The organism is Paenibacillus sp. J31R30, assembly GCF_059692115.1.
In genome coordinates, this window is the sequence record NZ_JCAUAV010000015.1 from 27,171 (window position 1) to 42,293 (window position 15,123).

The following is a 15,123-nucleotide window of genomic DNA, read 5'->3' on the forward strand; positions in this document are numbered from 1 at the left end:
ATCCAAAGCTTGAAGAAGGAGCCGAAGTGAAATGAGTGTAGTAAAGAAAGAAATGATTGCCCTACTGGCGTTACTCGTATTTCTAGTCAGTACGATAACAGCACCAGCCGCGCATGCGGTATCAACAAGCTCGTCCTTTATTCTACTTTATATCGATAAGTCAGAAGCTTTCGTGAATCAGGAGCAAGTTCATCTCGAATCTCCATCGACCATTATTAATGGAAGCACTTACGTTCCAGCCAAGTTCTTAGGTGATACATTAGGCTTCAAGGTGGAGTGGAATGATTTATCCCGTACGATTCAAATGACACCTCCAGGTTATAATATTGTGCTTGATTCTGATCACAAGACGGTAACCACGAATGGGGTGGATGTACCCTTTAATTCAGTAGCCGCTATCCTGAATGGCAAGTTGCTGGTGAAGCTGACTTGGTTAGCTGATTACATGGGTGCGAAGTACACGTATAACAATGAACTGAGACGTGTAGAGATTGTACATTTTAAGGCGCCTGAGGGCATCTACATTGATCAAGATAGTAATTCTCGTCCTGTTGCCAAATTTAGCACGGCGAAGCCTACTTACAGGCTTGGTGAGCCTGTTAAATATTTAGATCTGAGCTATGATCCGGATGCGGAAGGGATTGCCTCCTACGACTGGACAGGGAAGCAAGAGGCATTCTTCAAAGCGGGTTCCTATCCGGTTACGTTAACGGTAAAGGATCGTCATGGTCATGTGAGTAAATTGTTCAAAAGCTTCGTAACTGTCGTAAATGAACCCTATTTATCTGAAGTGGAGTACCCGATTTACATGAAGCCGGTTGGCGGGTTCATCAAAACGAACTGGTCGACCATTTGGTCGCATTTCAATGAATTACCTATGCTTCCTAGGGAAGTCAACGAAGTGCAAGGGCGTACGCTGCTTGTGAGTGACAGCCCGGAAGAGTTTACATCGAGCGGTATTTTGTATCAAGACAATATTAACGGCAAAGCGCGCTTGTATGCGGACCATATCAATGGCACGCAAAAGAAGATGACGATGGCGATCTTCGCAACGAATAACACAGATAAACCGATTACGATCAAAACGACGAATAAAGGTGAGGTATTTCCTTCTGTTTATGCGAACTTAATCGGCAGTGAAGCGTCAGTAGATTTCCTTCTAGAGAATGTATACACAGATGAAATGACCGTTAAGCCTCACGAAAGCTATGTGTATGCTAACCTGCCTGATTTCTATCCTGGGCAAGGCGTCAATTTATTCTATGATGTCGAAACGAACGGCGAGCTGCAAATGTCTTTTGTTGCAACGGACAAAATGCTGACGTCAACGACAGTGAAGGAGCTGCCTTTACTCTCCTTTAACGGCCATGTTCGAGGGACTTTCCCCGTTTCAGAAATTCAGTGGAAAATTGATGCCACGAGCTTCACGAAATCCTCCGTATTAACGATCGGTGATAATAAGACGGACCCATTCGTCAAAGGCTACGACGTAATGCGAAAGATGAATGTGGAGAATGGCGGAAATTATGGCGTAGTCTACAAAATCCATGCAGATAAGCCACGCAAAATGGCTGTGATGATCATGGCTAGAGGCGGCGTGTTCAAGGGGCCGTTTAAAATCAACGGTGAAATCATTCCTGTACCGTTATCTGGTGTCATTACGGCATTTGATGGTTATCAAGTACTAGCGCGCACGACAGGCACAGAAGATGCGTTGGATATTGAGTTCACGCCTCCAGCGGGCTCGGCGTTCCCGATTGATTTGATTTTCTACCCATTGGAAGATTTAAAATAAAAAAACCAGCCGATCTTCGGCGCTCGGATGAGCAGGAAGATCAGGCTGGTTTTTTATTGTATAAAATTAGACGCGCTCGATGACTTTATCGATGAGTCCGTATTCGGCTGCTTCTTTAGCACTCATGAAGTTATCACGGTCCGTATCCTTCTCGATGCGCTCGAACGATTGTCCAGTGCGCTCTGCAAGGATAGTGTTCAGGTTGTCTCTCATTTTCAAAATGCGCTTCGCGCGAATTTCGATATCAGAGGCTTGACCTTCTGCACCGCCGAGCGGTTGGTGAATCATGACTTCGCTGTTCGGAAGCGCGTAACGTTTGCCTTTGGCACCTGCGGTTAGCAAGAAAGCGCCCATCGAAGCGGCCATACCAACACAGATCGTGGATACGTCTGGTTTGATGAACTGCATCGTGTCGAAGATCGCCATACCGGCTGTGATAGAGCCGCCTGGGCTGTTAATGTAAAGCGAGATATCTTTATCAGGATCTTGAGCGGCTAAGAAGAGCAACTGAGCAATGATGGAATTCGCCACAACATCGTTGACACCCGTGCCTAAGAATATAATGCGGTCCTTCAGCAAGCGAGAGTAGATGTCATATCCTCTTTCACCGCGCGCGTCCTGTTCGACGACCATAGGAATAAAACTCATGAGAATGACCTCCTTGGGGTTGGGTTACCTACTATTGGGTTACATACTATTTACAGTATCTACAAGTATGATAACGAAAAAACCTCCGAAGGTCAAGAAAGGTCAAACTAAACACAAAAAAAATCAGCCGATGAGCTGATTCGAGGTTTAAGCTGTATGTCATGTAGCTGTTTTACTGGACGCGCCCGAAAGGAATCGAACCTTTATCTCAGGCTTCGGAGGCCTACGTCATATCCATTGGACCACGGGCGCATAGTTTAGAAAAAGAGAAGCAAGGGTTATTATATGTCAGCTATCCAGAAAAAGCAAGATGGTAAGCCCTTTCAGTCCAATTTGGAGAAAAATGTTTGAACAAATGTTGAATGTTGAGAAGAAAATGGTTATAATAAGAAATGTAAATGAGAAACAAAAATATGATTTGCGTAAGGAACTTTTTTTTCACCTGGGTGGGACGTAAAATGTATACCCGGGACATAAAACGTCCTACAAAAGGATCGGGAGCGTTAAAAGTCGTCCTATGAGAGAGATTCTAGATATTCAGAAACAGCTCATGCCTGATCTAATGGACATCATGAAGAAACGCTACTCGATTCTGCAGCACATCTTGGTTTCCGGCGTTGTCGGACGAAGGACGCTAGCATCCTCGCTCGATATGACGGAGCGCGTACTCCGCGGTGAAGTCGATTTCCTGAAGGAGCTAGGGCTTCTAGAATCTGACGCAAGCGGAATGAAGATCAGCGAGTCTGGTCGTCAGCTGCTGGAGGATATGCAGCCGATCATTAAGATGGCGTTTGGCCTGACGGATTTGGAAGACAGCATTGCTAAGGCTTTTCACCTTTCAAATGTGATTATCGTCCCTGGAGATTCCGACACTTCGGTATTTACGAAAAAAGAGCTTGGACGCGCTGGTGCGGCCGCCTTACGTAAATATGTCGCCAAAGATGATATCATCGCGGTAACGGGTGGATCGACCATGGCGCAGATTGCCAATAACTTGGCGATATCTTCTTCGATGAAAGGCAGCTGGTTCGTCCCTGCACGCGGTGGACTTGGCGAAAGTGTGGATATGCAAGCGAACACGATTGCTTCCATTATGGCCAAGAAAACAGGCGGGAAATACCGACTGCTGCATGTGCCAGATCATCTTGGGGAAGAGGCGTATCAATCGCTGATACAAGATCCGCAGATTCAAGAAGTTGTGAACGCAGTGCGCAGTTGTCGCATTGTTGTACATGGTATCGGAGATGCTATGGTCATGGCACGCAGACGTAAAGTAGATGCGGAGACTACGGGCAGTCTGAGAGCCGATGGGGCACTTGCTGAGGCGCTTGGGTATTATTTTGACCGTCAAGGGAATGTGGTTCATAAGATGCCGACAGTCGGACTACGGCTGGAAGATCTGCAGCGTGTTGAGGTTGTGATTGGTGTTGCTGGCGGGAAGAGCAAGGGTGAAGCGATCGCTTCGGTACTGAGACATGGACAAGAAGACGTGCTTGTAACAGATGAAGCAGCAGCCCTAGAAATTATGAAGCATGTATAACGAAGAAGTTAGACATCATAACGTTTGCCCTTATCGGCTGCGTTTTGAAATATAAAAATATGCAAGTAATCTTAGGAGGAACTGACTATGACAACAAAAGTAGGTATTAACGGTTTCGGACGTATTGGTCGTAACGTATTCCGCGCAGCATTGAACAACGCAGATGTACAAATCGTGGCAGTAAACGATTTGACAGACGTTAAAACATTGGCTCACTTGCTTAAATATGACACTACTCACGGTAAACTAGACGCTACAGTTGAAGCTGGCGAAGGCGAATTGATCGTTAACGGTCGTTCCATCAAGGTTTTTGCTGAGCGTGACCCTGGGAACCTGCCATGGGCTTCTGTAGGCGCTGAAATCGTAATCGAATCCACTGGTATTTTCACAGCAAAAGAAAAAGCAGCTCTTCACTTGAAAGGTGGAGCTAAGAAAGTTATCATTTCCGCTCCTGCTTCTGACGAAGATATCACAATCGTACTTGGTGTTAATGAAGACAAATACGATCCAGCTGCACACACAATCATCTCCAACGCTTCTTGTACAACGAACTGTCTAGCTCCTTTCGCGAAAGTTATCAACGATAGCTTCGGAATCGTAAAAGGTATGATGACAACTGTTCACTCGTACACAAATGACCAATCCGTACTTGACGTTCCACATAAAGACCTTCGTCGTGCTCGTGCAGCAGCTGAGAACATCATTCCTTCCAGCACTGGCGCAGCAAAAGCAATCGGTCTAGTTCTTCCTGAGCTTAAAGGCAAATTGAACGGTATGGCTATGCGTGTTCCTACACCTAACGTATCCGTAACTGATTTGGTTGTTGAGTTGAAAGTTAACGTAACTGTTGACGAAGTAAACGCAGCTTTGAAAGCAGCTTCCGAAGGCCCTCTTAAAGGCATTCTTAACTACACAGAAGATGCTCTTGTATCCAGCGACTTCAATGGTGACCCAGCTTCTTCCACAATCGACGCTTTGTCCACAATGGTAGTTGGCGACAACATGTTGAAAGTTGTTTCCTGGTACGATAACGAGTGGGGCTACTCCAACCGTGTTGTTGACTTGGTATCTTTCATCGCGAAAAAAGGTCTGTAATTTCATAAAGCATCAACTGGAAAACCACATGAAGGGGAGAAGCGATTCTCCTCTTTATGTGCGATTTACCCAGTAAAAGGATAGAACCGGAAGAAAATCATACATGCCAGAGAGCTTATGCTTACGAAGTCAGTTTTCTGACGAAAACTTTTAGGAGGCTTTTACGATGAATAAGAAAAGTGTTCGCGATGTTGAAGTAGCTGGTAAAAGAGTATTTGTTCGCGTTGATTTCAACGTGCCTGTAGAAAACGGTCAAATCACCGACGATACACGTATCAGAGAAACGCTTCCTACGATTAAATTCTTAGTAGAGCAAGGCGCTAAAGTTATTCTAGCTGCCCATTTCGGTCGTCCTAACGGACAAGTGGTTGAAGAGCTTCGTTTGACGCCAGTTGCTGCGAAATTGGCTGAGCTTCTTGGTCAAAACGTGATCAAAGCGGATCAATCCGTTGGTGAAATCGTGAAAGCCCAAGTGGATGCGCTTGAAAATGGCGATGTACTTTTGCTTGAAAACGTTCGTTTCAACGAAGGTGAAGAGAAGAATGATCCTGAGTTGTCCAAGGCTTTCGCTGATCTAGCTGATCTGTTCGTAAATGATGCTTTCGGTGCTGCTCACCGTGCACATGCTTCGACTTCAGGCATTGCAGCGTATATTCCAGCTGTTTCCGGTCTATTGATGGAGAAAGAGCTTGATGTACTAGGGAAAGCGTTGAACAACCCAGAGCGTCCTTTCACAGCGATCGTTGGCGGATCCAAAGTAAAAGATAAAATTGCCGTGATTGAAAACCTCCTGAACATTGCAGACAACGTCTTGATTGGCGGCGGTCTGTCCTATACATTCTTGAAAGCACAAGGTTATGAAATCGGTAAATCACTTTTGGATAACTCGAAACTTGATCTAGCGCTTAGCTTTATTGCAAAAGCAAAAGAAAAAGGTGTGAACTTCCTTCTTCCAGTAGATATCGTAGTTACGGATAAATTCAGCGCAGATGCGAACACACAAATCGTTGACATCGACAGCATTCCTGCTGATTGGGAAGGCATTGACATCGGACCGAAAACACGTGAGCTTTATGCCGACGTTATCGCGAAATCCAAGCTAGTAGTTTGGAACGGACCGATGGGCGTATTCGAAATTGAGCCTTTCTCCCATGGTACTCGCGCTGTAGCACAAGCTTGTGCTACAACTGAGGGTTACACCGTTATCGGCGGTGGCGATTCTGCTGCAGCAACGGAGAAATTCCATTTGGCTGAGCAAATGAACCACATGTCCACAGGCGGCGGAGCTTCCTTGGAGTTTATGGAAGGTAAAGCATTGCCAGGCGTAGTAGCACTAAACGACAAATAAGAAATTATTTTTTCATAAAAAGGAGTCTAACTATGAGCAGAACACCGATTATCGCGGGTAACTGGAAAATGTTCAAAACGGTTTCCGAAGCGATCAGCTTCGTAAACGAAGTAAAAGGCAGCACAGTTGATGGCGTGGAGAGCGTAATTTGCTCCCCGTTCACGAACCTTCCTGCGCTTGTTGAAGCTACAAAAGGTACAGACGTTCATGTTGGCGCACAAAACCTTCACTTTGAAGATAATGGCGCGTTCACAGGTGAAATCAGCGGCGTGATGCTGAAAGACCTTGGCGTTGAGTATGTCATCATCGGTCACTCTGAGCGTAGAGCTTACTTCGCTGAGTCCGACGAAATCGTAAACAAGAAAGTCGTTGCGGCTTTCAAACACGGCTTGAAACCAATTCTTTGCGTAGGCGAGAAGTTGGAAGAGCGTGAAGCGGGTCAAACGAAAGACGTTTGTAAAGTACAAACAGAAGCTGCTTTTGCTGGTCTTAGCGCAGAGCAAGCGGCACAAGTAGTAATCGCTTATGAGCCAATCTGGGCGATCGGTACAGGTAAATCCTCCACTGCGGAAGATGCACAAGACGTGATCGGTTACATCCGTACATTGGTGAGCGGACTTTACGGCGCAGCAGTGGCTGATGTCGTTCGTATCCAATACGGCGGCAGCGTGAAGCCGAACAACATTGCTGAGTACATGGCACAGCCTGACATCGATGGCGCACTTGTAGGCGGAGCGAGCTTAGAGTCAGCTTCCTACATCCAACTCGTCCAGGGGGCGAAGTAACATGTCCAGACCGAAACCGGTAGCACTCATCATTCTCGATGGCTTCGGACTCCGCTCAGAAGAGCAGGGGAATGCGGTTGCTCATGCTAAAAAGCCGAACTACGACCGTTACTGGTCAACGTTTCCTCATACAACCCTCACGGCTTGCGGTGAGGCTGTAGGTTTGCCGGAAGGTCAAATGGGGAATTCTGAGGTAGGTCACCTGAACATCGGCGCAGGCCGTATCGTGTATCAGGATCTAACGCGGATTTCGAAATCCATTCGTGATGGTGAATTTTACGATAATGAAACGATTGTAGGCGCTGTGCGTCATGCCAAAGAGAACGGCAAGAAGCTTCACCTGTACGGTTTGCTTTCGGACGGCGGCGTACACAGTCACATTAAGCATTTATTTGCTCTATTGGACTTGGCGAAAAAAGAAGAATTCAATGATGTGTACATCCACGCATTTCTAGATGGCCGCGACGTGGCTCCGGATTCTGCGAAGGGGTACATGGAAGAGCTTCTGAACAAAATCAAAGAAGTCGGCGTAGGCCAAATTGCGACTGTACAAGGCCGCTATTATGCGATGGATCGCGACAAGCGCTGGGAGCGTACGGAGAAATCCTACCGCGCCATGGTGTATGGCGATGGTCCAACCTACACGGATCCGATGAAAGCGATCGTTGAATCCTACGAGAAATCCGTCTACGACGAGTTCGTTATGCCAACAGTTATTGTTGGTGACGATGGTCAGCCGGTAGGACTTGTAGAATCAGGCGATGCGGTGATCTTCTTCAACTTCCGTCCAGACCGCGCGATTCAGCTGTCCCAAGTCTTCACGAATGAAGACTTCCGCGGCTTCGATCGTGGTCCTAAAGTGGCTAAGAACCTGTATTACGTGTGTCTGACTCTGTTCAGCGAGTCTGTAGACGGTTTCGTAGCGTACAAACCAAAAAATCTCGATAACACGCTTGGCGAAGTGCTAGCTCAGAACGGTCTGAAACAGCTTCGTGCAGCTGAAACCGAGAAATATCCACACGTAACCTTCTTCTTCAGCGGTGGTCGTGATGCTGAGTTACCAGGCGAAACTCGCTTGCTGATTCCTTCACCGAAAGTTGCGACGTACGATTTGCAACCGGAAATGAGCGCTTATGAATTAGCGGATGCAGTGGTTAAAGAAGTAGAAGCGGAGCGTCATGATGTTATCATTTTGAACTTTGCTAACCCTGACATGGTAGGTCACTCTGGTTTGCTTGAGCCAACGGTGAAAGCGATCGAAGCGACAGATGAGTGTCTTGGTAAAGTGGTAGAAGCGGTCCTAGCCAAAGGCGGCGTAGTCTGCATCACAGCGGATCACGGCAACGCAGATGTGGTTACGAATGCAGACGGCTCACGCAACACAGCACATACAACGAATCCGGTTCCTTTTATTGTGACAGACAAATCTGTTACACTAAGAGATGGCGGTATTCTGGCAGATATTGCACCAACAATGCTAGACTTCTTAGAAGTGAAGCAACCGGAGCAAATGACTGGTGCAACAATCCTTAAGAAATAAAAAACTAAATTCATATTATTAAAGGAGTGTTTTTCACAATGACAATTATTTCTGATGTTTACGCACGCGAAGTATTGGATTCCCGCGGTAATCCGACTGTTGAAGTAGAAGTATACCTAGAGTCCGGTGCATTCGGCCGTGCTATCGTCCCTTCAGGCGCTTCCACAGGCGCATACGAGGCTGTTGAGCTTCGTGATGGTGACAAAGGCCGTTACCTTGGTAAAGGCGTTCTGAAAGCTGTTGAGAACGTAAATGAAATCATCGCTCCTGAAATCATTGGTCTAGACGCGCTTGATCAAGTTGGCATCGACAACAAAATGATCGAGCTTGACGGTACTCCTAACAAAGCTAAACTAGGCGCTAACGCGATTCTAGCTGTTTCCATGGCTGTTGCTCGCGCAGCTGCTGACGCTCTAGACGTGCCATTATACGTTTACCTTGGTGGATTCAACGCCAAAACGCTTCCAGTTCCAATGATGAACATCATCAACGGTGGGGCACACGCTGACAACAATGTTGACGTTCAAGAGTTCATGGTTCTTCCTGTAGGCGCTCCAACTTTCAAAGAAGCTCTTCGCATCGGCGCTGAGATTTTCCATAGCTTGAAATCCGTATTGAAAGAAAAAGGCCTTAACACAGCAGTTGGCGACGAAGGCGGATTCGCTCCTAACTTCAAATCCAACGAAGAAGCAATCACTACAATCCTTACAGCTATCGAAAACGCTGGTTACAAACCAGGTGTTGACGTATTCTTGGGTATGGACGTTGCTTCCACTGAGTTCTTTAAAGATGGTAAATACCACCTTGAAGGCGAAGGCAAATCCTTCACATCCGCTGAGTGGGTTGACTTCTTGGCTGCATGGGTTGATAAATACCCAATCATCACAGTTGAAGATGGCTGCTCCGAAGACGATTGGGAAGGTTGGAAATTGCTTACTGAGAAATTGGGTAACAAAATTCAACTCGTTGGTGATGACTTGTTCGTTACGAACACTGAGCGTCTATCCCGCGGAATCGAAGAAAACATCGGTAACTCCATCTTGGTTAAAGTTAACCAAATCGGTACACTTACTGAGACTTTTGATGCGATCGAAATGGCAAAACGCGCTGGTTATACAGCAGTTATCTCCCACCGTTCCGGTGAGAGCGAAGACAGCACAATCGCTGATATCGCGGTTGCTACGAACGCTGGTCAAATCAAAACAGGTGCTCCGTCCCGTACGGACCGTGTAGCGAAATACAACCAACTTCTTCGTATCGAAGACGAGTTGTTCACTGTAGCTCAATACGCTGGTAAAAAAGCATTCTACAACTTGAGAAACTTCAAGTAAGTTGGTTCGTATTACTAATTAAATAAGATCATTAGCGAGCAGGTGATTCAGTCACCTGCTCGTTTATGTAATCAAGGGGGCGTCGGCTGTATGAGCAACTGGGTGAAAACTATTTTATTTTTGATAGGTTCTGCGGTGCTCACGCACTGGCTCCCTTCTTCCTTTTTTCGGAACCTTGACACGATGGTGCATGAGTTCGGGCACGCGGTGGCTACCTTGGCGCTGTCTGGTAAGGTTATGTATATTGAGCTGTATAGGGATCATAGCGGCGTTACTTTATCTACAATGACGAAGTCATGGGCAGTCATCCCCGTATCCTTGGCAGGCTATATGACGGCTTCCGTATTTGCTTGGTTTCTATTCTCGGCCTACGCAAGAGGGAAGCAACGGCTTGGCTTGCAGGTGACGGCTGCCGTGTCTATTCTGTCCTTGGTACTATTCGTACGTAATGGGTTTGGTGTTATGTTTTTGGTTGGTTTTATTGTTCTGACGGTTGTCGTGCTGGCGCTAACACCGAAATGGCTGCGTGACTTCTACTACCTGCTGCTTGCCTTCTTATGTTTGGAGGAGTCGGTGTTTGGTCCGGCGTCATTGATCGTATATGCGCTGCAAAACAGTCGGAGCGCTGGTGACGCGACTAATCTGGCGAACCACACGGGAATACCCGCTATTGTGTGGGCGATCGGGTTTACGCTATTTGCGCTGTGGTGTGCGAAGCGAGCGGTTGGTGCCTTCTTAGGGCGAAGCAAGAGAGCTAGACGTGCAAGTGGACCTACTGCGTTGGGATCATATCGCGATTAGTACCGGAGGCATCGATTAGGCCTTCTGGTTGTATTCGTGGACGAACTATGTTAAAATACTCATGCTAGTTGTATAAGGCAAAGAATAGGCAATTGGGGTGCTAATATGTTAATCTTTATGAAAATTTTGTTAATCATAGCTTCGGTTGGATTAATCGCGATTGTCCTTTTACAAAAAGGGAAAAGCGCAGGCTTGTCCGGTGCCATTTCCGGTGGCGCAGAGCACTTATTTGGTAAACAAAAAGCTCGTGGTTTGGAACTATTTTTGTCGCGCGCAACAATGGGTCTTGCTGCTGCATTCTTTATTCTTTCCATTGTCGTAGCCTACGTAGTGAAAAGCTAACACACATAAAACGATAACAGCAGGGGAACTATACTCCTGCTGTTTTTTCATTTTTGTACAAGTGTTGGTGAAAGGATGAGTCATCATTATCGAAGAACGGATTTATAAGTCGACAGAGCCCTTCTACTGGAACGGTCATGGAGAGAACCAAGGAACTGGCATTTTGATGATTCATGGCTTCACAGGCTCTCCTTCGGAATTCAGAAGAATTGGCTACACCTTGCGAGATGAGGGGTACACGATTCAAGCGGTCAGGTTGCCAGGGCATGGTACTTCGCCTGAGGATATGAGACGCACCGGATGGACGGATTGGTATGGGCATGTGCTGGAGAGTTACGATGAGCTTGCCGCTCGTTGTAAGCGAGTTGTTATCATGGGGCATTCCATGGGCGGACTGCTCGCTTTGAAGTTGGGTGGAGAGCGCGCTGCGGCGGGCATTATCTCACTGGCTACACCGTTTTTCTTTACGACAAGGAAATTGGCGCTAGCTGGGGTTATGCAGTATGTCATGCCATACATAGAGAAAAAACCCAAGAAGATCTCCACATTGTTAGACGAGTCATGTGCATATACCAAAACGCCGATTCGCTGTGTCGTCAGCTTAAGAAAGCTAGTTAAAGAAGTAAAGAAGTTGCTGCCTCGGGTAGATGCCCCGATCTGGATCGGGCAGGGGAATAAGGATGGCGTCGTCCATCCTAGCAGCGCAGCGTTTATTCAGAATAGCGTAAGATCACAGGTATCGGAATTGCATTTTTATAAGGAATCCTCCCATGGTTTATTGCTGGATCAAGAGCGGGAGCAGATTTATGCGGATATTTCTGCGTTTATCCTTTCGCTGCAAGTGGCATACTATGGAGTAAGGGACTTGAGAACGGCGGACTAGAACAACAACAAGAAGGTGAATGGATTCATGATAAAAGAGAATGAAATTGTAAGTTTGATGCAAGAAGAGGCGTATAAGCCTATGTCCTATAAAGAGCTTGAGAAGCATTTTGGGATTGGAAGCGCGAATGAGTTTAAAGATTTTATCAAAATGCTTAATAAATTAGAAGAAAGCGGCCATATCGTACGGAGCCCCAATGATCGTTATGGCGTTCCGGAACGGATGAATTTGGTGCGAGGCAAGCTGCAGGCCCATGCGAAGGGTTTTGCTTTCCTCATTCCTGAAGATCGCGAGCATCCGGACGTATACATCAATGCGAACGACCTGAATACGGCAATGAACGGTGATATTGTGTTCGTGAAGGTTACAGCGCGAAGCCAAGGCGGCGGCCGTCTGGAAGGCGAAGTTGTGCGTGTCATCACGCGGGCGAATACGCAAGTGGTGGGGGTTTTCCAAAGCCAAGAAACGTACGCCTTCGTTATTGCAGATGATAAAAGGATGAATCGTGATATTTTCATTCCGCAGCATGCTTTTATGGGAGCCGTCTCGGGCCAAAAGGTTGTTGTGAAGATCGTAAACTATCCAGAAGGCCGTTCCGCGGCTGAGGGTGAAATTATTGAGATTCTGGGTCATAAAGATGATCCGGGTGTAGATATTTTGGCCATTATACGTAAACACCAGTTGCCAGAGGCTTTTCAACCGGAGGTTCTAGCGGAAGGAGAAGCCGCACCAGATTCGATAACGGAAGAAGAAATCATCGGTCAAGGTCGTCGTGATCTTCGTTCGAAAACGATTGTGACCATCGACGGTGAAGATGCCAAGGATTTGGATGATGCGGTTAATGTGGAGCTGTTGGAAAATGGAAACGTTCGACTTGGCGTGCATATTGCCGATGTGAGCTACTATGTGCGGGAAGGTACCGCGCTTGATATTGAAGCGTATAACCGCGGATGCTCGGTGTATTTGACCGATCGTGTGATTCCGATGTTGCCGCACCGTCTCTCCAACGGGATTTGTTCCTTAAACCCGCGTGTAGACCGGTTGACGATGTCTTGTGAGATGGAATTCGATCAGGATTTGAAGGTCGTTAATCATGAGATTTTCACCAGTGTGATCAAAACAAGTGAACGAATGACCTATACGAACGTACGCAAGCTGCTGACAGGTGAGGCAGAACCAGAAATCGTGGAGAAATATGCGTATTTAATGGAAGACTTCAAACGCATGGAGGAGCTCGCAGCCAGGCTGCGTTCAAGACGGATGAAGCGTGGAGCAATTGATTTTGACTTTGAAGAGTCCAAGATCCTTGTAGATGCTGACGGTAAGCCTACCGATATTGTGAAAAGAGAGCGCTCTGTCGCGGAAATGATGATCGAAGAGTTCATGCTAGCCGCGAATGAGACCGTTGCGGAGCATTTCACTTGGCTAAAAGTTCCTTTCCTGTATCGTGTGCATGAAGACCCGGATTCCGAGAAATTGATGAATTTCATGGAGTTTGTAACTACGTTCGGCTATGCGATGCGAGGAGGCAAGGGGGGAGCGATCCATGCACGTTCCTTGCAGGCGTTATTAGAAGATATCAAGGGATCGCCAGAAGAAACGGTGATTAGTAAAGTGATGCTGCGCTCGATGAAGCAGGCTAAGTATGATGCGCAAAGTTTGGGCCATTTCGGCCTAGCGGCGGAGTATTATTCTCATTTCACCTCACCGATTCGTCGCTATCCGGATTTAATTATTCATCGTGTGATTCGTGAAGTGCTGGAGAATGGCGGTACGTTGTCGGATCAACGTCACGATTATTTGGCTTCGCGCATGAATGATATCGCGCAGCAATCCTCTGAACGGGAACGTATTGCTGTTGATGCGGAGCGCGAGACAGAGGCGTTGAAGAAAGCACAGTATATGCTTGATAAAGTCGGCGAAGAGTTCGAGGGTATTATCTCGAGCGTAACGGGTTTTGGGATGTTCATTGAATTAGACAACACGGTTGAAGGCTTAATTCGTCTGAGTGATTTGACCGATGATTACTACAATCATCACGAGAAGCAGCATGCGTTAATTGGTGAGCGCACCTCCAAAATCTATCGACTAGGTGACAGCATTAAGGTGCGGGTTGCTCGCGTGAATATGGATGATCATACGATTGATTTTGAGTTGCTGGATATGAAGCCTCGTAAAGAGGGCGGATATAGCCGCGGCGGCGGTGGTGGAGGCAAGTTCAACGGCGCAGGCGGGTTTAAAGGTTTCCGTGGCAAGCCTGGTGCTGGAGGAAAAGATAAGGGCGGATCCGATAAAGGCAGGGGTAGAGCGGAGAAAGGCAAGGGCGGTTACAAAGGGAGAGGCGGCTTTGCCAAGGCGCAGCCTGCAGTGGGGCAAGGCGAGGGAACTCAAGGGCAAGAACGTGGAGGCTCAGGGACAGATCAAGGGAAGAAACGTGGGCGTGCCGATAGCGGTGCGGCTCGTCGAATTGAGATGGCGGCTCGCGGGAAGTCTGAAGGTACTGCTGGAACAGAAGGATCGGCAGGAACAGAGCAAGGCCGTAGAAGATCTAGAGGCAGAGGGCAAGGCCAAGGTGAAGGACAAAGGCAAGGTCAAGGCCAAGGTAGAGCTGATGGCTTTGCTGGAGGCGGAGATAGTAAGGCAGAGAACATTGCCGGCATAGGAACGGGAGAAGGTCAAGGGAAGTCGCGCCGTGGCAAGGGTGGCAGTAAGCCTTGGAGCGACAAACGCGGCAAAGGCGGAAAGATTGGCGAAGGCGGCAGCTTAAGCCAGCGATTGCAGGCAGTCGGCGCAGGGCGGACTGACAGCGGTGCGGGGCGCGGCGGCGAGCGCAGCCGTGGGGTTTCGCTTGGGGGCGAAGCCCAAGCGGGCGGTGGTACCGGCGCTGCTGCGGAGCGCAGCGGCATGGATTGGGCGAGCGGCGTTAACGCGCTCGCCAAGGGTGGTCGTCGTCGGAGTGACGACGGCGATGGGAGCAAGAAGCGGCGGAGATAGTCGCCGGTTCTTGCTTTTCGG

General features: G+C 47.6%; 12 protein-coding genes and 1 tRNA gene. 11 read left to right on the forward strand and 2 right to left on the reverse strand.

Annotation, left to right across the window (positions count from 1 at the left end; translation table 11 throughout):
- Positions 1-31 precede the first annotated feature (31 nt).
- Entirely contained in the window at positions 32-1,795 is a 1,764-nt protein-coding gene (locus AC58QO_RS29370) for a copper amine oxidase N-terminal domain-containing protein (RefSeq protein WP_497271851.1), read from the forward strand.
- A gap of 66 nt (positions 1,796-1,861) precedes the next feature.
- Here the strand turns inward: AC58QO_RS29370 and clpP are convergent, their stop codons facing one another.
- Both clpP and AC58QO_RS29380 read right to left on the reverse strand, forming a co-directional pair.
- The gene (gene clpP, locus AC58QO_RS29375) at positions 1,862-2,443 is read right to left on the reverse strand and encodes an ATP-dependent Clp endopeptidase proteolytic subunit ClpP (RefSeq protein WP_065851305.1); all 582 of its coding nucleotides are present in this window, start codon (positions 2,441-2,443) and stop codon (positions 1,862-1,864) included.
- Positions 2,444-2,623: 180 nt separating this feature from the next.
- Positions 2,624-2,695: transfer RNA gene (locus AC58QO_RS29380), tRNA-Arg, on the reverse strand.
- Between the two features lie 265 nt (positions 2,696-2,960).
- Between AC58QO_RS29380 and AC58QO_RS29385 the strand changes: the two genes are divergently transcribed.
- The 10 genes from AC58QO_RS29385 (at position 2,961) to rnr (ending at position 15,102) form a co-directional block, all read left to right on the forward strand.
- Positions 2,961-3,983: a sugar-binding transcriptional regulator gene (locus AC58QO_RS29385; RefSeq protein ID WP_497271853.1), complete on the forward strand. Its 1,023-nt coding sequence runs from the start codon at positions 2,961-2,963 to the stop codon at positions 3,981-3,983.
- Positions 3,984-4,070: 87 nt separating this feature from the next.
- Positions 4,071-5,078: a type I glyceraldehyde-3-phosphate dehydrogenase gene (gene gap / locus AC58QO_RS29390; protein WP_497271855.1), complete on the forward strand. Its 1,008-nt coding sequence runs from the start codon at positions 4,071-4,073 to the stop codon at positions 5,076-5,078.
- Positions 5,079-5,244: 166 nt separating this feature from the next.
- Positions 5,245-6,426 (forward strand): phosphoglycerate kinase, encoded by a 1,182-nt coding sequence (locus AC58QO_RS29395; RefSeq protein ID WP_497271857.1) that lies wholly within the window; start codon positions 5,245-5,247, stop codon positions 6,424-6,426.
- A gap of 32 nt (positions 6,427-6,458) precedes the next feature.
- Complete coding sequence (tpiA, locus tag AC58QO_RS29400; RefSeq protein ID WP_497271859.1) at positions 6,459-7,211, forward strand: triose-phosphate isomerase; 753 nt, start codon at positions 6,459-6,461, stop codon at positions 7,209-7,211.
- 1 nt (position 7,212) lies between these two features.
- Entirely contained in the window at positions 7,213-8,751 is a 1,539-nt protein-coding gene (gene gpmI, locus AC58QO_RS29405) for a 2,3-bisphosphoglycerate-independent phosphoglycerate mutase (RefSeq protein WP_497271861.1), read from the forward strand.
- Between the two features lie 38 nt (positions 8,752-8,789).
- Positions 8,790-10,082, forward strand: a complete 1,293-nt coding sequence (eno, locus tag AC58QO_RS29410; protein WP_056611239.1) for a phosphopyruvate hydratase — start codon at positions 8,790-8,792, stop codon at positions 10,080-10,082.
- Between the two features lie 90 nt (positions 10,083-10,172).
- On the forward strand, positions 10,173-10,883 hold the full coding sequence (locus tag AC58QO_RS29415; protein WP_497271863.1) for a M50 family metallopeptidase: 711 nt from the start codon (positions 10,173-10,175) through the stop codon (positions 10,881-10,883).
- A gap of 105 nt (positions 10,884-10,988) precedes the next feature.
- The gene (gene secG, locus AC58QO_RS29420; RefSeq protein ID WP_056611230.1) at positions 10,989-11,225 is read left to right on the forward strand and encodes a preprotein translocase subunit SecG; all 237 of its coding nucleotides are present in this window, start codon (positions 10,989-10,991) and stop codon (positions 11,223-11,225) included.
- A 100-nt stretch (positions 11,226-11,325) separates the two neighbouring features.
- Positions 11,326-12,108 carry an alpha/beta hydrolase gene (locus tag AC58QO_RS29425; protein WP_497272034.1) on the forward strand — a complete coding sequence of 261 codons (783 nt, stop codon included), beginning with the start codon at positions 11,326-11,328 and terminating at the stop codon, positions 12,106-12,108.
- Positions 12,109-12,135: 27 nt separating this feature from the next.
- Positions 12,136-15,102: a ribonuclease R gene (gene rnr / locus AC58QO_RS29430; protein ID WP_497271865.1), complete on the forward strand. Its 2,967-nt coding sequence runs from the start codon at positions 12,136-12,138 to the stop codon at positions 15,100-15,102.
- The last annotated feature ends 21 nt before the right edge of the window (positions 15,103-15,123 follow it).

What these genes read in the sequence shown, in the direction of transcription:
- gap (WP_497271855.1), top strand. Translation starts at nt 4,071, where the DNA reads ATGACAACAAAAGTAGGTATTAACGGTTTCGGACGTATTGGTCGTAAC.
- tpiA (WP_497271859.1), top strand. Translation starts at nt 6,459, where the DNA reads ATGAGCAGAACACCGATTATCGCGGGTAACTGGAAAATGTTCAAAACG.
- clpP (WP_065851305.1), bottom strand. Translation starts at nt 2,443, where the DNA reads ATGAGTTTTATTCCTATGGTCGTCGAACAGGACGCGCGCGGTGAAAGA.
- secG (WP_056611230.1), top strand. Translation starts at nt 10,989, where the DNA reads ATGTTAATCTTTATGAAAATTTTGTTAATCATAGCTTCGGTTGGATTA.
- rnr (WP_497271865.1), top strand. Translation starts at nt 12,136, where the DNA reads ATGATAAAAGAGAATGAAATTGTAAGTTTGATGCAAGAAGAGGCGTAT.
- AC58QO_RS29370 (WP_497271851.1), top strand. Translation starts at nt 32, where the DNA reads ATGAGTGTAGTAAAGAAAGAAATGATTGCCCTACTGGCGTTACTCGTA.
- AC58QO_RS29395 (WP_497271857.1), top strand. Translation starts at nt 5,245, where the DNA reads ATGAATAAGAAAAGTGTTCGCGATGTTGAAGTAGCTGGTAAAAGAGTA.
- AC58QO_RS29385 (WP_497271853.1), top strand. Translation starts at nt 2,961, where the DNA reads ATGAGAGAGATTCTAGATATTCAGAAACAGCTCATGCCTGATCTAATG.
- AC58QO_RS29415 (WP_497271863.1), top strand. Translation starts at nt 10,173, where the DNA reads ATGAGCAACTGGGTGAAAACTATTTTATTTTTGATAGGTTCTGCGGTG.
- eno (WP_056611239.1), top strand. Translation starts at nt 8,790, where the DNA reads ATGACAATTATTTCTGATGTTTACGCACGCGAAGTATTGGATTCCCGC.
- gpmI (WP_497271861.1), top strand. Translation starts at nt 7,213, where the DNA reads ATGTCCAGACCGAAACCGGTAGCACTCATCATTCTCGATGGCTTCGGA.